Annotated in this window: 19 protein-coding genes and 1 pseudogene; 1 reads left to right on the top strand and 19 read right to left on the bottom strand. The window is 70.2% G+C overall.

Annotated features, from left to right (window positions below; all coding sequences use genetic code 11):
• Window positions 1-11: 11 nt before the first annotated feature.
• The 19 genes and pseudogenes from ACOBQB_RS00265 to ACOBQB_RS00175 form a co-directional block, all read right to left on the bottom strand.
• Entirely contained in the window at window positions 12-899 is an 888-nt protein-coding gene (locus ACOBQB_RS00265; RefSeq protein WP_423587864.1) for a hypothetical protein, read from the bottom strand.
• Window positions 896-1831 (bottom strand): type II secretion system F family protein, encoded by a 936-nt coding sequence (locus ACOBQB_RS00260; RefSeq protein WP_423587863.1) that lies wholly within the window; start codon window positions 1829-1831, stop codon window positions 896-898. Before ACOBQB_RS00260 ends, ACOBQB_RS00265 begins: the two co-directional genes overlap by 4 nt.
• Complete coding sequence (locus ACOBQB_RS00255; protein ID WP_423587862.1) at window positions 1828-3345, bottom strand: CpaF family protein; 1518 nt, start codon at window positions 3343-3345, stop codon at window positions 1828-1830. The genes ACOBQB_RS00260 and ACOBQB_RS00255 overlap by 4 nt, the downstream gene beginning before the upstream one ends.
• Window positions 3335-4159, bottom strand: coding sequence for a hypothetical protein (locus tag ACOBQB_RS00250; RefSeq protein ID WP_423587861.1), 825 nt, complete (start codon window positions 4157-4159; stop codon window positions 3335-3337). Before ACOBQB_RS00250 ends, ACOBQB_RS00255 begins: the two co-directional genes overlap by 11 nt.
• A complete protein-coding gene (locus tag ACOBQB_RS00245; protein ID WP_423587860.1) occupies window positions 4156-4860 on the bottom strand; it encodes an SAF domain-containing protein in 705 nt (234 codons plus the stop codon). The genes ACOBQB_RS00250 and ACOBQB_RS00245 overlap by 4 nt, the downstream gene beginning before the upstream one ends.
• Before the next feature lie 23 nt (window positions 4861-4883).
• Complete coding sequence (locus tag ACOBQB_RS00240; RefSeq protein ID WP_423587859.1) at window positions 4884-5495, bottom strand: ATP/GTP-binding protein; 612 nt, start codon at window positions 5493-5495, stop codon at window positions 4884-4886.
• 212 nt (window positions 5496-5707) lie between these two features.
• Entirely contained in the window at window positions 5708-6340 is a 633-nt protein-coding gene (locus ACOBQB_RS00235; protein ID WP_423587858.1) for a hypothetical protein, read from the bottom strand.
• Between the two features lie 279 nt (window positions 6341-6619).
• Complete coding sequence (locus ACOBQB_RS00230; protein WP_423587857.1) at window positions 6620-7258, bottom strand: hypothetical protein; 639 nt, start codon at window positions 7256-7258, stop codon at window positions 6620-6622.
• On the bottom strand, window positions 7255-8364 hold the full coding sequence (locus ACOBQB_RS00225; protein ID WP_423587856.1) for a C40 family peptidase: 1110 nt from the start codon (window positions 8362-8364) through the stop codon (window positions 7255-7257). Before ACOBQB_RS00225 ends, ACOBQB_RS00230 begins: the two co-directional genes overlap by 4 nt.
• Window positions 8361-10817 (bottom strand): hypothetical protein, encoded by a 2457-nt coding sequence (locus ACOBQB_RS00220; RefSeq protein WP_423587855.1) that lies wholly within the window; start codon window positions 10815-10817, stop codon window positions 8361-8363. The genes ACOBQB_RS00225 and ACOBQB_RS00220 overlap by 4 nt, the downstream gene beginning before the upstream one ends.
• On the bottom strand, window positions 10814-11188 hold the full coding sequence (locus ACOBQB_RS00215) for a hypothetical protein (RefSeq protein ID WP_423587854.1): 375 nt from the start codon (window positions 11186-11188) through the stop codon (window positions 10814-10816). The genes ACOBQB_RS00220 and ACOBQB_RS00215 overlap by 4 nt, the downstream gene beginning before the upstream one ends.
• The gene (locus ACOBQB_RS00210; protein WP_423587853.1) at window positions 11181-13841 is read right to left on the bottom strand and encodes an ATP-binding protein; all 2661 of its coding nucleotides are present in this window, start codon (window positions 13839-13841) and stop codon (window positions 11181-11183) included. Before ACOBQB_RS00210 ends, ACOBQB_RS00215 begins: the two co-directional genes overlap by 8 nt.
• The gene (locus tag ACOBQB_RS00205) at window positions 13838-14431 is read right to left on the bottom strand and encodes a hypothetical protein (protein WP_423587852.1); all 594 of its coding nucleotides are present in this window, start codon (window positions 14429-14431) and stop codon (window positions 13838-13840) included. The genes ACOBQB_RS00210 and ACOBQB_RS00205 overlap by 4 nt, the downstream gene beginning before the upstream one ends.
• Window positions 14428-14754 (bottom strand): hypothetical protein, encoded by a 327-nt coding sequence (locus tag ACOBQB_RS00200; protein ID WP_423587851.1) that lies wholly within the window; start codon window positions 14752-14754, stop codon window positions 14428-14430. Before ACOBQB_RS00200 ends, ACOBQB_RS00205 begins: the two co-directional genes overlap by 4 nt.
• Window positions 14751-15737 carry a conjugal transfer protein gene (locus ACOBQB_RS00195; RefSeq protein WP_423587850.1) on the bottom strand — a complete coding sequence of 329 codons (987 nt, stop codon included), beginning with the start codon at window positions 15735-15737 and terminating at the stop codon, window positions 14751-14753. The genes ACOBQB_RS00200 and ACOBQB_RS00195 overlap by 4 nt, the downstream gene beginning before the upstream one ends.
• An 831-nt stretch (window positions 15738-16568) precedes the next feature.
• Window positions 16569-16772, bottom strand: a complete 204-nt coding sequence (locus ACOBQB_RS00190; protein ID WP_423587849.1) for a hypothetical protein — start codon at window positions 16770-16772, stop codon at window positions 16569-16571.
• Between the two features lie 353 nt (window positions 16773-17125).
• The gene (locus ACOBQB_RS00185; protein WP_423587888.1) at window positions 17126-17650 is read right to left on the bottom strand and encodes a hypothetical protein; all 525 of its coding nucleotides are present in this window, start codon (window positions 17648-17650) and stop codon (window positions 17126-17128) included.
• 151 nt (window positions 17651-17801) lie between these two features.
• A complete protein-coding gene (locus ACOBQB_RS00180) occupies window positions 17802-18347 on the bottom strand; it encodes a hemerythrin domain-containing protein (protein WP_423587848.1) in 546 nt (181 codons plus the stop codon).
• A 56-nt stretch (window positions 18348-18403) separates the two neighbouring features.
• Window positions 18404-18817 (bottom strand): annotated as a pseudogene (locus ACOBQB_RS00175) (hypothetical protein); the annotation flags it as partial.
• A 159-nt stretch (window positions 18818-18976) separates the two neighbouring features.
• Here ACOBQB_RS00175 and ACOBQB_RS00170 point away from each other — a divergent pair.
• Entirely contained in the window at window positions 18977-19141 is a 165-nt protein-coding gene (locus tag ACOBQB_RS00170) for a hypothetical protein (RefSeq protein ID WP_423587847.1), read from the top strand.
• The last annotated feature ends 66 nt before the right edge of the window (window positions 19142-19207 follow it).

The raw sequence follows: 19207 nt of genomic DNA, 5'->3' as shown, positions 1-19207 counted from the left end.
GGGTCGGTTGGTCAGCTGGTCAGCATGCGCACGACGGCGGGAAAGGCCATCAGCAGCATCACCTGGACCGCCAACAGCGCGCCGGGGGCGGTCATCTTCTCGCTGGCGGCGTTCGCTTCGGCGGCCTGCAAGGCGAGCAGTTCCGGGTTGAGGGCGGCGCTGCGCGAGCGCAGTTGCTTGTAGACGGCGGCGCCGTCGGTGGAGGAGCCGCGCATGATCTCGGCGATGTCGCCCAGGACCGGGAGGTCGTATTCGTCGCGCAGGTCGGTCAGGGCCTGCCACGGGGGGATCTTCTCCAGCCGGGCCCGTACGAGGGCGCCCTGGACGTAGACGAAGGGCCAGCCGCGGCCTACTTCTGCGGCCTTTTCCAGGGCGGTGGTGGGGCCGGCATCGCTCGCGCGCTTGAGGGCCACCAGATCGAGGTAGGCGGCCATGGCGTGGGCGAACTCCTCGCGCGCCCGCTTGGCCTTGTCGCGCACCGCCAGGTCCGGGGTGATCCACAGGACTCCGGCGACGAGGAGTCCGAAGAGGGCGGGCACGTAGAAGGGCACGGAGACCCCGGCCACGATCCAGGGGATGGAGATGATGACCGGGCAGAGCAGGCCGAGCGCGGCGAGCGACGTTTTCTGCAGCATGAAGCGGCCCGGCCCCTGGCCGAGCAGGGCCAGGTTCTGGGTCGGCACGCGCACGCCCGGCAGGCGCCCCAGCCGCTCCAGCAGCCAGCGGCCCCATACCTCGTCGCGGTCCAGGACCGGTGCGGCGGGCGCGGCCAGGACGCGTTGGTCGGTGCGCTGCAGGGCGGCGCCCAGGGCGGGCTGGGGCCGCAGCAGTTCACGGACCAGGAGCGCGATGCCGGCGCCGACAGCGCCGCCAGTCAGGACCATGGGCGTGATGTTCATCGGGCGGCCGCCGTTTCGTGCTCAGGTGCCTGGGCCGGGGCGGGCAGGGTTACGGTGCTGCGCTCGTCCGGCACGAGGAAGCGCGGGATGCGCCGGTAGTGGGCCAGGTGCCGCATCAGGGCGAGCGTGGCGATGAACCCGGCCGTCAGCATCGCCAGGACGAGCTGCCCCAGCAGTGTCGAGTAGGGGGCTGTGTAGGAGGGGACGAGGAAGCCCGCGCCGATGACGCCGAGGGTGATGATGACCATCCATCGCATGGTGGTGCGCGGCTTCTCACGGTCGGCTTCGGTGTCGCGTTTACGGGCAACTTCGGCGCGGACGGTGGCGGCCAGGTCTTCCAGGGCCTGGGCGAGGCCGGGGCCGCGGTCGGCGACGGACAGGATCAGCGCGGCCACGATCTTGTCGGCGGTGATGTCGTCGAGGTCATCGCCGAACGCCCGCAGTGCCTCTTCGGGGCGCCATCCCATGGTCAGCCGGTCCGCGAGGGTGCTGATCTGCTCGGCGAGTTCGTCGGGGGCGCCCTTCCGGCTGGTGATCATCGCCTGTTCCAGGCCCATGCCAAGGCGCAGCAGTCCGGCCAGCCGCTGCGTCCATTCGCTTAGGGCCTCCAGCTGCTCAATGCGTGCTTTGGTGGCGTGGGCCGGGGCCAGGAGCCAGGGGACTCCGATGACCGCGACGCCGACAAGGAGGCCCGCGACGAAGTTCCCGGTTGCCAGCCAGAGGCCCAGCCACAGCACGGCGGCGGCCGCGGCCTGGGTGCGGCGGCGCATGCGCAGATCACGCGATCCGGTGTTCCACGCGCGCAGCCCCTGCCCGAAACGGGCGGCGCGGCGCGGCTGCTTGGGGGCGGTGGTGCCCACGATCCCCCACACCAGGGCGGTCAGACCGCCCGTCAGGGCCATGCCGCTGATCAGTGCCCACAGGAGCGTCATGTGCTGCTCACCACCTTCAGCGGCAGCGGCTGCGCCCACGCCCCGTACGGGTTTTGCAGGAGTTCGGAGTTGAAGCCGACGCGGCGCAGGTCGTCGATGCACTCGGGGTGGGTGCCGGTGGGAACGCCCCGCTCCTCCCCTGCCGCCCGGTTGGGGGCGAAGATGTCGTTGGTGGCCGGGCGTCCGGACTCGCCGACGCCGGTGATCTCCACGATGTGGGAGACGAACCGGTGACGGCGGCCGCCGATCTTCGTCTCGTCGATCATGGAGACGAAGACGATGAAGTCCAGGCCGTTGGCGATCTGCCGGTAGGCGAGCTGTTCGGACAGGTTGCCCTGGGCGAGCGCGTACAGCTCGGCGATGCGGTCGAAGACGATGTCGGGGCGGCGTGCGTGGATGGTGCACAGGTTGCCGCCGGCGCCGTTGGTCAGGGCCTGCATCATCGCCACCACTTCGGGGCCGCGGACCTCACCGACGACCATCCGCTCCAACGACATGCGCAGCGCCGGGTGGAGCAGGTCCAGGAGAGTGACCTCGCCCGCGCTGCGTCCGTTGGCGCCGACTTCGCCGTTGCCCTCGCGGGCCACGAGCGAGATCGCCTGCCGGTGGTAGCCGTTGTTGTGGGCGAACAGCTCGTCCTCGGTCTGGATGGTGGCGAACCGCTCATCGGCGTCGAGTTCCTTGAGCATGGCGCGCATCAGGGAGGTCTTGCCGGCCTTCTGCTTGCCCGCGATGATCACGTTCTTCTCGGCCCTGATGCAGGCGCGCAGGAACTCCGCGAGGACCGGGTCGATGGTGCCCAGCGCGACCATGCCCTCCAGATCGGCGCTCTGCACCCGATGACGGCGGATCACCGCATACGTCGTCGGTCCGACATCGGTGATGGCCTGCAGGCGCGAGCCGTCCTTCAACGAGAGCGCGAGCAGCGGGCTGGCGGTGGAGATCGTGCGTTCGCCGTGGCCGGAGTCGCGGGCGAGTTCGCGCAGCAGCTCCAGGAGTTCCTCCTCGGAGTCGGCGACCGGAGCGACCTTGCGCCGCTCGCCGTCGCCGTAGTCCAGCCACACGTCATCGGGCCCGTTGATGAAGATGTCCTCCACCCTCGGGTCGTCGAGGTAGGGCTGCAGGCGGCCCGCACGGAACAGCAGGTCGTACACCAGGCGCCGCAGCGCGTCGTCCTCGGCCGCGGTCGGGCTCACGCCCCGCTCGGCCGCCGCGGCATTCGACCACAGCGCCACCGCCTCATTGATCCAGCCCAGACACCGCTGCTCCTCACTGGCCCGGTCCAGGGTCGGGTCCAACTTGAGCAGTTCCTCGCGCTGCTTGGCCACCTGCGCCTTGATGGCCTGAGCCACCTTGTGATCGGCCACGGCCTGCGGCACGTGCGTGCCGGCAGGGATGCTCGTCGCGGTGCCCGCGTTCGTGCCGCCGTTGACCTGCGCCTGCAGGCGTGCGCTCAAAGGATGGCCGGGCTGCGGGCGCACGACCGGGTCGGCGTGTACCGGCTTACCGCGCATACGTCACCTCCCCGGAGCCGTTGCGGGGGGCGATGCGGGCGCGGCGCAGCGCGGCCCGCTGCTCCAAAACCGTGCTCGCCGAGCGGGCGGCCTTCATCAGCGCGGACCGGGTGAAATGGCGCGGCTGCTCGGCTCCGTCGGAGAGCACCCGGGCTTCCCGGGGCGCATAAGGCAAGGTGGCAACGACCGGAACCTTCAGCAGCCGCTGCACCTCCCCGGCCGGGTAGGGGCCCTCCTCGATGAGGAGGACGCCGACGTTGCCGACCTTCTCCTCCAGCGCTTCTACGCGCGTCTGGGCGGCCTGCACTGAGCGCATGGTGTTGCGCACGACGACGACCAGGGCGTCCGCACGGTGGGCCAGCACCGCCGAGGGGCCAAAAGCACCGCTGCGGCCCAGGTCGATCAGCACATCGTGCGCCTCCATCGGCTGGTTGCCGATACCGGTGAACAGGTGGGAAAGGTGCTCCCAGGCCGGGGCGAGCCCCGCCGACTGGGCGGGGTCGGTCACCCCGGGCAGGACCAGACGATCCCGCGGTGACTCCGCCTTGCCGTCCTCGGCGCTCACATCGATCAGCTGGCGCCAGAACGCCTCCACCAGATCGCCCTTGCGGGAGGCCACCGACAGATTCCGCAGACCGTAGCGGTCACCGACCGTGCCCTGCAGCAGCCCGTACAGGACGGCACTGCCGTCCGGGTCGCACTCGGCCAGCACCATCCTGCGCCCCGGCTTCAGAGGCCAGGACAGCAACAGCGCCAGCGCGCTTGTCGTCACCCCCGGCGCTCCACTGCAGCCGGCCAGCGCGATCACACTCACTTCGTACCGCCCGGAGCATCAAGCACCAGCCGCACGGTGTCGGAGGCGACCCAGGCCGCCAGGCGCGGAGCATCCCCGGCTTTCGCGGCGACGTCCACGACCACCACCCCGGTACCCGGGGCGGCGTCGCCGGCCTTGACCACCCGCGCGGCCACCACGTCCTGCGTCTGCGCGTCCTTCGCCGGGGCCTCCTCGCCCTGAGCCGGTACGTGCACGAGGCGTACTTTCTGGCCCGGCGCCAGCGCCGATGCGGGCACCTCTTCCGGCTTCAGGCCGACCGGCACCACCTGCTCCCCCGCACGCACCAGCGAACGGGACGTCACCTGAGAGGGGGCGAGCAGCGAGCCGGGGCGCAACTCCACCGCCGCGTGCTTGCCGATGACCGCATCACGGTCCCCGACCTTCACGGCCTTGACCGCCGGGTCCAAAGAGATCGAGGCTTCCCCGAGGTCCGCCTCGGTGATCACCTCACCGACCTGGACATCCCGCGTCACCGTCACCACCTGCGTGCGGTGCCCAGTCTGCAGGACCAGCACCACCACCCCGGCGCCGCCGGCCGCGATCAGCGCCAGAGACAGCGCGATCAGGCCCGGCCTGCGCCGACGCGCGGAAACCCGGGGCGGAGCGACCGGCCCCGCCGGCTGCCCCGGCACCGGGACGCCGTTCGCGACGGGCCCGGCAGCACGGTCTTTGGTCTTCACGTTTCCATCCCTTTCGAAAGGGGCTAGCCCACTACCTGCACTTCGCCGACCGCCACCTGGGCCTGACTCTCACGGATCTCGGTGAGCTCACCCGATTCACCGCCATCACCGGTGACCTGCCAGTCGATGGCCCACGTCGAGGTAGCGGTCAGGGCGAACTTGCCGCCAGGAGCCTTCGCCGAGGTCTTGGTGTAGCGGTGGCCACAGGACGGAGAGTCCTGCATGCCGTACGACGCCTTGTACGGCGTGCCCGGCCCGGCGCACGTCTCCGTGCCGCCGTCCCCCATACGCCAAACGATCTTCTTCACCTTCGCTGTCGCCGTGACCGTCACCCCGCCCGCCGTAGCAGTCGCCGTATTCGGCCCGTACGTGGACGGGGACTTGTGCACCCACAGCCACATGGGCACACCGACGACGTACTTTCCCCCGCGGCGCGGGCTCGCGATGTCCGGGCCGACAAGCTTCATCTTGTCGACCGCCTGCTGCGCCAGGACGCCCGGATCGATCGGCGGAGGCGGCTCCTCACCGTCCGCGATCGCGAGGCCGGTGGTTGCCCCGCCTGCGCATGTACGCGTGTAGGCGGTCTTGCCCTCCCCCGGGTACCACGTGGTACCCGGCGGTGGTTGCTCCTCCATGCGTTCCACCACGCAGTCGGACGACTTGGTGGCACGAGCTTTGCTGGGACGGCCGGAACCACCGCCGGAACCGCCGCTCGGCGGTTTGACGTCTGTCTCCGCCTCGCATCGGATGAAAGAGCTCGCGGAGAAGCAACTGCCTCCAGCGAAGGGCTCAGCGTTTGCTGCGGGGGCTGTCATTACCAGTGCAGCCAGACAGCCGACACCAGCGATCAGCAGGCGCGGTCCTGCGGCTTCATGTCGACTACCTTCCACTGCTTCCCCCACTTCTCGGCCTGGATCTTCATCACGTAGCTCTTGAGCCGGTTCTCTGGCATCGGAACGGCTTTGCCCGACTTTCGATAGACGAACTTCCAGTCGGTGGTGTCGATGCAGTCGGTCAACGCCGCCCATGGCACCTGCTTGTCCGGCTTTACGTCGGTCACCTCGACGTCATGGCTCGGCGCGCCTGTGGTGACGATGCCCTTTGCCTTCAAGCCCTTGAGGTCGTTCTTGATCTGCGCCCAGGCCAACGCCGCTGCGTACGTCCTTAGCTTCGTGCCCTTGGGATCGGCCTTGGCGTAAGCCTTGCTCTGCTCGTCCCACATGTGGATGTAGGCGGCTTTCGCCGCCTCCTCCACTACGTCCTCGGGGTCGGACGCGGCCGTGGGCGTGGACAGCGCGCTCGGCTCGGTGGAGCTGGACGTCTTCGGCGAGGGCTTCGAGGCGTCGTCCGACGTGTCACCGCCGTCCGAAGAGCTGCAGGCGGTCAGGGCCGCCAGGGCGGTCAGGGTGACCCCGGCCGCAGTGATGCGGTTTCGGTAGCGAACTGCGGCATAGTCCATTGTTCGTTCGGCGCGCTTCACGATGCCTCCCCGGATGTGTGGTGCTAGCGAGTCGCTTATGTCGGCGTACCGCGTAGCGCTGGCCACTCTGCGCAGTGTGGTCAAGCTGCGAAAACACAGATGTGTAGTCGTGAGATTACGGTTCGGCCAGCTAAATTCCCAGCAGCTATAAGGTTTTAACTCACGACACTTGGGACTTACCGGGTCACAAGTCCCTTCGGTAGGCGGAAAGTTGCTTTGTGCCTCTGCATAGGCCCTAGCCCTCCTCGGCAGAGGCCGCCGCACTCAACTTCTGCGGGGTCATCTCACCGGCATCCAGCTGGTGCCATGGCGGTCGAGGAGGATCTGGGCGAGTCGTCCGTCCTGTTTCTGTCCCGCCGGGCTGATCCCGGCCCAGATAAGACGCACCCGTACGCGGTCGGTGCGGCCGTCGGCGGTGCGGGCGATCCCGGCCTGAATACGCACGTTCCGGTAGGCCGCGCGCAGCGGGGCGCCGTTGAAGTACTTCGGCCACCGTGTGCGTTCGGCGCCGGTGATGTCGGCGCGCCAGATGCGGGAGGCCAGGGCGACGAGCTGCTTCTCGCGGGTGCGGGGAGGGTCGCGGGGTGAGGACCGGTCCAGGAGCGCCTGGACCGCATGGTCTCCTGCTGGTCCCTCGCCGGGGACCGGCATCTCGTGTGCTGCCTGGGACGCGGAAGGAGCGGAGGGCAGCGGCAGCTTGCGGCGCCCGGCGGGATCGAAGCGGGGGGCGCGCTGAGGGGCTGTGTAGTCCATGCGGCTGGGGGTCTGGTTCGCCGGGCCGGCCGAGCCGCGCCGCGGCGCGTCCGGATCGGCGCCGGGGCTCAGGAGGGCAACGCCGAGCAGGATGCAGACCGCGGCTGCCACGAGGGGCCACAGGACGGACGGCCTCTTGGCGGTGGTGGGGTGGTTGGTGTTCACAGGAGGCGGGCTCCCCCCGCATATCCGTGGTCCCAGATCGGTTCGGTGCGGACTTTGCTTCCTGGCCGAGGGGCGTTGATCATCTGTCCGTTGCCGAGGTAGATGCCGACGTGGTAGATCGTGCTGTCGCTGCCGTATCCGAAGAAGACGAGGTCACCGGGCTTGAGGGCGCCGATACCGCGGCTGGCGGGGATGCGCTTGCCGCGCTGGGACTGGGCGGCGGCGGTGCGTGGCAGGCTGATGCCGACCTGGGCGTAGACGTAGGTGGTCAGGCCCGAGCAGTCGTAGCCGGTGATGGATGCGCCGGACTTGCCGCTGGGCGAGCAGCAGGTGCCGCGGCTGGGGCCTTTGGCGTTGCCGCCGCCCCAGGAGTAGGGGGTGCCTGCCTCTTTAAGGGCGGTGGTGATGACGGTGCGGGCGTCGCCTTTGACGTTCTGTCCGATGCGGATGGTGCCGTTGCCCATCTGGCTGTACCGGTCGATCCAGGACAGCACGTCGGAGACGTAGGCGTGGGAACGGTTGTACTGGAAGATGGCGCCTTTGAGCTGGGAGCGGTCGGAGAGGTTGCGGCCGTTGCCGCACAGGTAGACCGCGGCGCCCAGGGCGGCGTCGTCGGCGTTGTGCGGGTCCTTGGTGCCGTCGTCGTTGGCGTCGCGGGCGTTGGCCTGCCAGGTGGAGGGCAGGAACTGGAAGGGGCCCACCGCGCGCTCGCCGCTGCTGGTTCCGTCCCACTTGCCGTTGTCGGTGTCGGGGAAGGTGGTGTGGTTGCCGCCGGCTCCGGAGCCGTTGAGGAGTACGCCGAGGATTTTGGGGCGGATCTCGCCGCTGGCGCTGACTTTGCGCCCGCCGGCATGGTTAGACTCGATCTTGGCGATGCCCGCCAGGATCGGCCAGCGCATGCCCTTGCACTTGGGGGCCTCCTTGGGCAGGCGGGTGGCGGCGTTCTGGTAGGCGGCGAGCATGCGCTGCGGGATGCCGGCGACCTTGCCCACGGTCTGTATCGGCGGCGCGGGGGCGGGTTCGCGTACGGCGACGACCAGGACGAGCAGGACCGGAGCGGCGAGCAGGCCCAAGAGCACGCTCGCGCAGCCAAGGCGCTTCTTCACGCGCCCCCCTCTTCGTCACGGCCTCCTGCACGGCGTCGCAGTTCCGCCTCTTCCTGAGCCATCAACCAGCGCAGGTGGCTGGGGACCTCGAACGGGTCGCGGGCGGGCTCATTGAGGAGCGCGGTGTCTTCCGGTGCGGGGGTGAGCGGCTCCTCTCGTTCCGCGAGGGGCCAGGACGACACCGGAGGGGCGGGCGGTGTGGGCATGGTGGTTGTGTCGCCGTGCCCGGAGCGGCCGGTTTCCGGGAACAGAGGGGCAGTGGCGGCGGCAGGTTCGGTGGGCCGGGTGCGGCTTTCCTCGAACCGGTGCCGGTGAGAGACGGCCTCGTTGCGCCGTAGGGGGGTGGTGAGGTCGTACAGCCCCGTGCGGGAGTCGGCGGCCCAGGTGTGAGCAACGCCCGCATAGTGGCGTCGCTGGCGGCCGAACTCCTGCCCCATCTCTTCGGTGAGCTGACTCGTGGCGCGATGGGCACGTGTCCACGTGGCGGGCAGACCGACGGTGGAGTAGTAGGCCGCTTTGGTCGTGCCGACCAGAATGCGGCCGCCGCGGGTGCGCTTGAGCCCCGCCTCCAGGCGGGTGCCGATCGGCGTGAACTCTGGCTCCGGGCGGCTGAGGATACGTCCGGTGCGGCCGTCGATCACTGTCCGTACTGGCGCACCGGCCCCCGGCGGACCGGGCCGGGGGGCGCGGCGGTGTCGTGGGCCGATGAGCGCGGTGTGGGCGGCGCTTGCCCCGATGGCGAGGGGAGCCAGGGCGCGGCGGCCTTCGGCTCGGGCCTCGGCGAGGAGGGCGCCGGGGTGGCCGGGCAGGCCGGTTGGATCGCCCAGAGCGCGCAGGCCCGAGGTGAGTCCGGTGTGGCGGTTCAGGAAGGACTGGTGGGCGGGCGAGCTGCCGGCGGTGCCGCTGTAGCCGAGGGAGGACATGGCGGCCGCGGTGGCGGCGGCCTGGTCGCCCATGGTGTGGCTGCCGCCGATGCTGGCGTAGCGCATCCGCTCGGCGAAGCGGTGCCCGAGGCCTGCGCTTTTGCGGAGCATAATCCGGTGCCCGGCGAGCGCGGTGATGGCCAGTCCCACCAGTGTGAGCAGCCGCTCCATCATCGGGGTGGAGTTGTCGGCCAGGAGCGCGCGGGCGGCGACGCCGAACAAAGGGATGAAGACGGCAACTCCGAACAGGACGAGGCAGGCGGAGGCGTAGATGCCCACCCACTTCCACAGCGCCTGGCGGTTCGGGCCGGGCAGCATGGCCCAGGTGAAGACGACGATCGCGCCCGCGGCGGCGATGACACAGCCGAACTGCGCGGCGAACAGGGCCAGAACCATCGCCAGGACGACGATGGTGATGATGACGGTGACAACCAGGATGAGCAGCGCGCCCAGGCACCGCTCCCAGGTGGCCTTCTTGGAGAAGGCGACTGCCTGCTTGCCCTCCTCGCCCAGCTCCCCCATCTCGCCGGAGACGTAGTAGTGGGAATGGACGTCTTCGCAGTGGTCCTTGGCGGGCCCGTCGATGACGTCCGCGCACTTTTTGTCCGCCAAGTCCTTGGCGGGGGGCGGGTTGACGTCGTTCTTGTGGGCTTTGTAGAGCGGGCCGTTCTTGTCCAGGATCTGGCCGTACTGCAGCAGCATGTAGGGCTGCACGACGAGGGTGTCGGTGAGGGTGCGGGTGATCGGCTTGGAAACATCCGCGGCAGCCAGCGGCCGCTCACCGCTCAGACAGGTTTCACGGGCGGGGCCGGCGACGGCGGCGCAGGCGTCTTTGCGGGCCTTGTTCTTCGCGGCCTGCGAGGCGCCGGAGTCCTGCGTCGTCTGGCGGCAGTACTTGTTGCCGGGACCGGTGATCAGGTCACACGGGTCGGCGCCTTTGGCCTTGTCGCCGCCGTTGGCGGTCAGGGAGGCGGCTTCCAGGGCGGCACGCTGGGTCTGCTGTACCGGCCCGTCGTAGCCCAGCAGCATCGCGGGACGGATCAGGGTGCTCGCGGCAAGGGCGGCGATCAGCAGGGTCAGCAGGATTTCCCCGGCTCCCCGCGCCACACGCCCCCGCATGATCAGGATCAGACCGAAGGCGAAACTCCAGGCCAGGAACGTGCCCGCCATGCCCAGCGGCCCCAGGATCTCGTTCTCGTAGGCATCGGAGATCGTTTGCGCGGGCCCGGCGAGCTTCTCCAGGACGGGGAAGCGGTACGCCCAGTCGATGATCCAGCAGCAGAACCCGACGAGGGTGCGCGAGAGCGCGAAGCAGCCGGACATCAGGAAACTGCGGACGAGATTGAGGGGCCCTCCGCTTGAAGAGAACAGCTCGTAGCGGGAGATCGGCGCGCCGTCGCTGGTGGTGACGTCGAGCGGGTCGAGCAGACCACCGCTGCCATCAGCAGCGAAGGACGGAGCCGACGCGACGGTCAGGAACACCAGCGTCAGGGCGGCCACCGTGCACCCGCGGCGGCTGGCGGCCTTCATGACGCACACCGGCGGCGGCCGAGCAGAACACCCAGGCTGAAAACAGCAGGAACCATCACGATCACACCGGTGGTGGACAGTCCGGTCTGGGAGGACCGTTCGGCGTCCGGGTCGTGCTTGAGGCAGTAGGCCTTGGCCGGGCCGACGATCAGGTCGCAGGCGTCACTGTCGCTGCGGCTTTCCACCGGGGCCGCGTGGCCAGCGGTTGCGGGGGCAGAGTGGTTGGCGGGTGCGGGGGTGAAGGTGTCGCCGATGCGGGGCAGCAGCAGGCGCGGCGCCAGCAGAACAACGCTCACCACGGCGGCCACGGCCAGGAACAGGAGCCAAACCGAGGCGCGGCGGAGCACGGAGCGGATGAAGGTGTCACTCATGCGAACTCCCGGCGGTCGTCAGCAACGTGGGTCGGCCCGGCCAGCTGCGGGGCGTGCCGGGGTTTTCGGGGGTGGTGGCCACGGTTTCGGGGGTGGTGAAGATTGATTCGAGGAGGCGGTCGACGCCGGGGACCAGGGCTTTGAAGCGGCCGATCTGCATGCGCGGGTCGCGGCCGAGGAACTCACCGGCCCGCTCGCGCTTGCCGAAGGGTGAGAGGTCGGTGGTGACCATGCGCAGGAGGTCTTCGTCGTCGCCGGGCAGGCCGAGCCACTCCAGGCCGCGGGCGGCGAGTTCGGGGTCGGCGGTGCGGGACAAGAAGCGGTAGGCCAGCAGACCGCGGCCGGTGGATGTGCCGAGTTCGCGGACGTCGTGGCAGCCCAGACCGACCCCCGCGCCGTGCTTACGGCCATCGAAAACGATCTCGTCGACCAGGGCCTGCCCCTCGGTGGAAGAGGTGAGCCAGTACGCCTCATCCAGCGGCAGCAGCGTGAACCGCCGGTCGGTGAAGGCCACTTCGCGGGCGATGGCGGCGATCAGGTAGAGCACGGCGCGGCCGATGAGCGCCTCCAGAGGCTGGGTGCGCATCAGCTCCGGATCGGTCACCGCTTCCCTGGGCGGCAGGGTCAGGCCGGTGGTGGTGATGACCACGAAGTCGCTGGAAACGCCGGACTGCAGATCCAGCGGCGGCAGCTCGGGGTCGAAGACGACAGCGGCCAGCGGCTCGTCGGCGGCGACCTGCAGCCACTCCACCAGTGAGGCCGCGCGCAGGGCGCGCGGCCCCTCCCCCTGGGCGATCTCCTCCAGGGCGGCGACGACCTCGGCCATGCACGGCACCGCGGCGGCGGCCGCCTGCTTAACGGCCGCCTTCAGCAGCGCGCCGTGCTCGGTCATCGGCCCCACCCCCAGCTGCACGGTGAGGTAGCTGAGCGCGTAGCGGGCGCCGACAGCCGGGTCGGCGAACACGCGCAGCGGGTCGATGGACAACTCCGCCTTCGCGGCGTCCACGACCTGGCTACGGCCAGGAGCAGCGGAGGTGGCGAAGGAGGCCCATTCGCGGCGCTTGGTGCGGTCGATGGCAATCACCCGGCCGCCGCGGTCAACGATGGCACTGGAGATCATCTTGAGCAGGACACTCTTGCCGCCGCCCAGGTCCCCGGCGATCCCAAAGGACGCGGAGGCGTTCTGGATGGGGGCGTTGGCGATGTCCAGCAAGGTGGGGGTGACGGTGCCGACGTCCTGGCTGAAGCCGACCATGACCCCGGTGGGGTCGCCGAAGCGCGGAACGGTGAGCGCGCCGTGCATCGCCCAGTCCTCACCGAGCTGATGCTGGACGTACTGGCGGGTGGCCGGCGGCGTCGCCGTGGCGGGCAGAGTAAGCGTGAACAGTTCCTCCTGGCCACCCACCGGGCGCACCAGGCGGTAGTTCCCGCCGCGCAGCTGCGCCTGCAAAGCGCCGGCCCGCCGGTCGCACTCCTCGGGCGTGTCGGCCCACACCGTCATGACGGTGACGGACTGCACCTCGACCTCAACGCCGGTACGGGCCGCGCGCGCCCCCAAATCGCCCAGGTCCTCAGCGGCGTCGCGGATGTCCTCCGGCAGACCCGTGGCCCGCTGCGCGGAGTACTGATCGGCCTGGTCGACCAGATCGCGCTTCTTCTTCTTGACCTCGTCGATGACCTTCTCGGTGGGCACCAGCTTGAGGTCGATCACCCAGTCGACACCGAAGGGCATACGGTCCAGCTCGGAGAGGAAGTCTCCGCCGGCGGCGGCGAACTTGCGCGGCATCTCCGCCAGCGCCAGATGCGCCTGGTAGGAGCAGCCCGCGTCCGTCTCCACCTGCAGCCACCTGCGCGCCACCAGGCTCCCGCCGCGCCCCTTGCTGCGCTTGCTTCGCTTGCCGCGACGAGCGGGGTTCTTCACCGCATCAGCGCCGGTGTCTTCCTGGCCTCCTTCCAGCAGCCGCGCCTGGCCCAGGTCGGCGTGGGAGGGCGCGCGCAGAACCCCGCCCACCAGACGGCTGCCGCGCAGCGCGGAGCGTTCGGACTCCGCCAGCAGCGGCTCGTCCAGGCCGCGGGCGAGCGCGTGCTGGTGCATCCACACGATTTCCGCCGGGCTGGCGGGGGTCAGCTCCAGGCCGCCGCCGAGCTCCGCCGTCAGCTGGCGGGCCCGCTGCTGACAGCCCTTCACCTCATGGGCGGCCACCGGAGCCGGCGGCAGGCCGAGCATCGCCGACAGCTCCCCCCAGGCCGAAGCCAAGGCAGCCGACAACTCCGCCCGCGCACCTGCGCTTTCCAGCGGCACGGCCAGCCACAGGGTCCGGCGGTGCATCTCCACCGGCGAGGCGAGGTCCTCCCCCGCCAGCAGCCGCAGCTGCGCATCGGCGACCTCTGCCCAGTGCGGACGCCGGCGGTAATCAACGCCGACAACGGTGTGCGCCACGACCTCGCCCGGATCCACCCGAGCACACAGCCCGTACAGGCGGGCCGCTCCCGGCAGCGAACGCACCAGAGAGGTGATGCGGTGCTGCAGCTCCTCACGGGTGCGCTCAGCCATGTAGCGCGAGCCCTGCGGACTCACGGCCCAGATCGCCCACACGCTGCCGGAGTTGGTCCACACGAGGTTGTCCACAATGTGACGGATCGCGAGCTTCACCGGCGGGCCTCCTGCCGCTCGCGCAGCATCTGCTGCAGCGGCGTGGGCACCGGCCAGGTGGCGGGCGGCACAGCGGAGGCCTTGGCCGTACGGCGCCAGCTCCAGCGGCGGCCCGTCTTCGCACCCTTCGGGGCAGGCGCGGCCACCCGGCTCGCCGGGCGGGGCCCAGCCGCGGTTGAACTCTCGGCCGGTACGGCCTCGGTGGTGTGCTCGATGAGAAAGCCGCCGGACAGAGCTTGCGGGCGCGACGGGCGCACAGTGCGTCCGTTCACCCGGCCCCCGGCAGGCTGCAGAGCGAACACCATCCAGCCGTAGGCGACCCACAGCGGGGAGCGGCCGCCCACACGCGAGGCGCGCGCCAGCCACACGGCCACCCCGAGCACAATCAGCGGCGCAGGGCCCAGGGTCGGCGCCCACCAGGAGAAGGTTTTGATCAGGATGTAGATGCCGACGGCGGCGATGGTCAGCTGCGCCGGGGTGTAGGGGCCCAGCGGCAGAGTCCAGTCACCGATCTTGCCCAGCACCCACGGGTGGCGGCGGGCACCGGTGTAGGTACGGCCGATGCGCATCACGGTGGGGGTGGAGCTCATACACGCTCACCGCCCGCCGCGCCGGCCGGTGCTGCCGGGCCGGTGCCGGGGTACTGCGGGGCGTGCACGGACGGCGCGCCGACGTTGAGGAGCTCGTTCTTGAACGCCTCGGACAAGTCGTTGCGGCCGTTGTAGATGCCGTTGGCGATGACCAGCCCGATCAAGGCACCGATCCCCGCCTTGAGCGAGAACTTCCTGACGATGGTGACCACGACGATCGCCAGCAATCCCAGCTTCAGGCCCTGGGTCGCCCAGCTCGTGCCGACATCGAAAAGGTTGTCGCCGATCTCGCTGAACTCCGCAGCGAGGGTGATCGTGTTCATCGCTGTGCCTCCACGGCGGCCACGTTGGTCAGGGGTCGTGCGCCGGTCTCCGGGTGGGTCCGGGTGCCTGCGGTCGAGGCGGAACCGCTGCGCTTCGCACGCGCCTTGCCGTCCTCGCCGGCGTCCTCAAGTCCGGACTGCAGGGCGAGGACCTCCCACCTCCCGTCGCGGGCGGTGAGCTTGAGGCCGTACGACAGCGGCCACTGGCCGCCGTCCGCATCGCTCGCGGTGACCTGCACCTCCAGGCGGGCCGTCGTACCGTCCGCTCCGGGCTTGCCGTCCGTCTGCTGGTCGGTGCGGACCTCGTCGACGCGGACGGTCTCGAACGGTGCGATCGTCAGCGCCGGGAGCGAGATGCCGGGGGCGAGGTACCGGTCGGCGCCCTCCGCGGTACCGAGGTAGGCGGCCAGGAACTCCCCCGCCGTCTGGGCCAGGGGCGAGCGCGCGGGTACCTCGGCCCCGTACTGGGGGTCGACGTCGAGCGTGCTCGGCGCGGACACCTCCATGGGCGCGGCGGCCGCCGTGAAGCCCTGCGCGGTGCCGGGCCTGCCTGCGTCCTTCACCAGGAGCGGCAGCGCGAAGTAACGGGGCGCCTCGGCTGCTGCACCCTTCTCGCTGTGACCGGCCGAGGCCTTGAAGCGAACGGCGACGGTGACCGACCAGGCGTAGCGGCCCTGGTGCAGGCTGCGAACAGCGGTCAGCCGCTCGGCGGTCGGAGCGTGCTTGCCCCAGGCCGGGGGCTGGACGGAGGGCGCCATCGCGCGCAGCTGCTCGGCTGCTGCGGTTTCCTCGCCGCGGCCGGCACGCAGCCACATATCCATAACCAGCTCGGCGTAGCCGCCCGGATCGGTCATGGGCGTCTTGGCCGCGTCGGTCTGCGTGACCGGCGCCGGCCGGGTGCGCACCGCCGCGTCAGGACGGGCACAGCTCGCGAACAGCGCGAGCGGTCCGGTGGCCACCGCCACCCACACAGCTGCGCGCACCAGCTGCGTGCGGCGTGCCGGAAGTGACCGGGTCCGTCGTGCACCGGGGCTTTCATCGTGCTGAGGGCTGCGCCGTGATCGGCGAGGAACGGTGGCGGGCATGGACGGCTCCTCGGGGTGCTGAGTGCTTGTGCCGTCACTGTTCACCCGTGCTCTTACCGCCTCCCTTTCCACCAGAGGCGCTGAGCTGTCACGAGGTCATAACTCCCGCCATGGGAAGGCGGTGGTAAATGCCCTCACGTCCAGGTGGTAAGCGCCGCAGGAGATGGCTCGCTCTGTGGTAAGCGGGGCGACTGCACGTTCACCACTGCAGGACACGGCCCCGTTCGGAGGTGCTTACCGAGCGCCCGCACCCTTCTCTGCTGGGCGCGTGAGGCTCTGATCCCGACGGCCCTCCAACGTGCCGATTGAGCGTGGGATCGGAGCGAGCGCGCAGCGGGCGGGGCCAGGCCCTCCGCGTTCCAAAATCTTGAAACGCCCCGTCCCCGGGGCATGACCGGACGCAGGTCCGGGACTGGCAGGGGGACGGCAGTAGGTCGGACTGACCGGTCACGCGCCGGTGACCGGTGAGCGTGACCGCTGTTGTGTGGCGAGGGGGGTGAGGGACGGTCAGAGGGTGCGTACGGACCGCAGATGCGTTCCGTGGGGCAGCGCGGCGCGACGGAGCGGACGGCGATTGAGCAGCGTGGCGAGACGCAGCGGGCGCTGATCGCTGCCGAGGTCGAACGGGAGCGGATCCGCCGGCCCCAGCTTCCGGCCGGAGACGGCGACGCCGCTTGAAGCCCCGACGCCACCCACGGCCCGACCGAGGTTGGCCGGGCCGGGGTGCGCTTATTCGGTGGTGTGGTTGGGGTCTGGCAGTTGGGGTGGGAAGTGGCGCTCCAGAATCTCCACCCAGCGGTGCAGGACGACGAAGCCAATGGTGTCGGCCTGCGCTTGGACCAGCTCGGTCAGTGCGTCGACGAACGGCTGCGCGGGCGTGTCCGGTGTCAGCCCAGCTGATCTGCATGACGGTCCACTGCGGTAGCGGCCCACGCTCATCACAATCCGATGGACGAGTTCAGGAACGAACGGAACCGGGAAGCCGAACCGACCGCTTTGTCGCGAGCGCCAGCAGGGCACTGAGCTATGACGCGCACTCACCCAGCCGGGCCTGGTCCGGATCACCGTCCACCTCGCTGACATCGACACGGTCAACGCCGTGGCGTACGCGATCGCCGCGCACCTCAACGCCAACGGCTCCGGCCAGCCCCAGCGGATTCCCGGGGAAACCGCGTACTGCGTCAGTCAGTACGTCCATGCTCAGTCGCCGCACGCGCAAGCTGACGCACGGGCACGAGTCGCATGCGGTGCTCGCGCGGGCCGGGGGCTGCGGCTTGTGCGGTCCCTTACCGGTGTGCTGGGGGCAGCGGCCCGACGTCGGAGTGCCGGCCCGGGCGCAGTGTGGCGTGCCGTTGTCCGGGGCCCGGTCCCTCGCGGGCGGCGAGGGCGTCGGCAACGGCTCCGGTGACGAAGGCGTAGACGGTCTTGTGCATGAGGTCCACCACCAGTTCCTTGCGGGGCCAGGTGGAGGGCGGGGCGCCGACCCCGGTGGCGTTTTCCAGGATCTGGTCGTTGGTCAGCCGCAAGACCGCGAACTGGCCCGAGGCCAGCGGTCCGCGCAGCCCCGCCTGAGCCATGACCGAGCGCACGATTCCCAAGAGAGCTGCTTGACCGAAATGCATGGCACAGTTCACCAGCAGCGGCTGTTTGCCCGGGCGCTCGGACAGGCCGGTCAGGCGCAGCAGTGTGCGGGCCGGCACATGGGAATCCGGGCGTCGGGTGAGCGCCTGTTCGATCTTCTCGCCCAACGTCATCACGAGCCCTCCGGCAGCACCCGCGACAAGGCCCTGCTGTAGTGATCGTTTCATCATGCCGCGGTAACTCGACACGCTGTCACCGCTCCTTGAGCGGCCCGCAGCGCGCGGGCGTTGTGGTGTGAGGCCGCGGAAGGCGGTGCGCCATCCGTAGCCGACGGCCCGGCCCCCGTCCTTGAGGGTGCCGGGCCGCCATGGCGACGCGCGGTCAGCTGTCCTTGCCCATGGCCTTGCGGACGGCGTCCTTGGTGCGATCGATGAGGGCGGCCACCGGGCCGAGGGCCATGTTGGCCGCGCCGGATTCCACGCCCGGGTGCGGCCGGGTGGGCGCCATGGCCTCGGCGGCCTTCACGGCCTTGGCCATGGCCGCCAGGTTGGCGGAGTCGGTGCTGCGCCGGATGTGGGAGAACTCGTAGCGTTCCTCCGCGCGTGCGTGCTCCTGGACGTCCTTGCGCAACTTCAGGAGCTGCGGCATGAACTTCGGGTCGTCGGTGTCCAGGTCGTCCAGGGCGGCGAGTGTCTCCTTGGCCGCACGTTCCTCGGCCAGGCGGTCCTTGATCACCTGCTCGCCGACGGGCAGCGCGCGCCGGGCGAAGGGGTGGACGACCTCCTCCTCCGCGGTCTCGTGTACGGCCAGCAGCCGCACCAAACGGCGGAAGGCCTCCCTTCGCTCCTCGGCCGTGGTCCGCTCAACCTCGTCGAAGAGGTTGCGGATGTCACCGTGCTGACGCATCAGCAGGGAAACCACATTCATGTCCTTGACCCCGTCGTCACCGGCCTGGGGGGGTGTGGAGTGTGGACATATCCGCCTCACTTCTCACGGTGGGAGGGGTCGGGGTGCTCGCCCTCGGTCTGCAGCCGGTACTCGCGGCCGAACATCTCGCCGTGTTCCACCATCACCCGGTCGCTCGGCGGGGCCTCGCCGCCGTGGATGCGCTCCTGCATCGCCTCGAACCGCTCGTGCGCCTCGCGGACGTATCCGGCACCGAGCGTGGTCAGGTCCATCTGGGTGTCGAGCAGCTCGCGCAGGTAGGCCTTGTTCGGCTCGAAGGTGAGCACGTTCGGCAGCTCGGGTGCCAGCACTTCCTGCGGCTCACGGCCATCGTGGCGGCGCATCAGGTCGCAGGCGATGTGCAGGTGCTCCAGCTCCATGTTCAGGTGCAGCTCCCAGATCGCCTTGACCCTGGGGTCGCTCTCCTGCTCCATGAAGGAGTAGTAGAGGTGCGGTGAGACACAATTTTGTGTCTGGTGAACCGTCGAACTTCGGCTGGAACCGCAGCTCCCCGGGCAGCGCGCCGGGCGCGGGCACCGTGTCGCGGGCCTGCGCCAGCATCGGTTCCACCGGCGGCCGAAGGACCATACGTCCGGTCTACGGCCTGGGCGGTGTCCCCGCGACCGGGCGCGGCCAGCGGTGGCGAGGCCCGGCCGACGGCGTGCCGATGGAGCGGATCGCGGACGTCATCATGGTCGGGCAGGGACGAGGCGCTGGCGAAGGGGGCCGTCGTCGCGGCGTGCATGCTCGCCGACGCCGCCGACTCGACGCAGTGAAGCGCCAGCGCGGCGGAGGACACGGCCGCTGCTCTGGAGGTCCTGGCCAGCGCGCTCGCCCAGCTC

Source organism: Streptomyces sp. G5(2025), from assembly GCF_049542075.1.
Classification (GTDB): Bacteria; Actinomycetota; Actinomycetes; order Streptomycetales; family Streptomycetaceae; genus Streptomyces.
The sequence above is the reverse complement of the archived record's forward strand: the minus strand, read 5'-3'. Positions and strand labels throughout refer to the sequence as shown.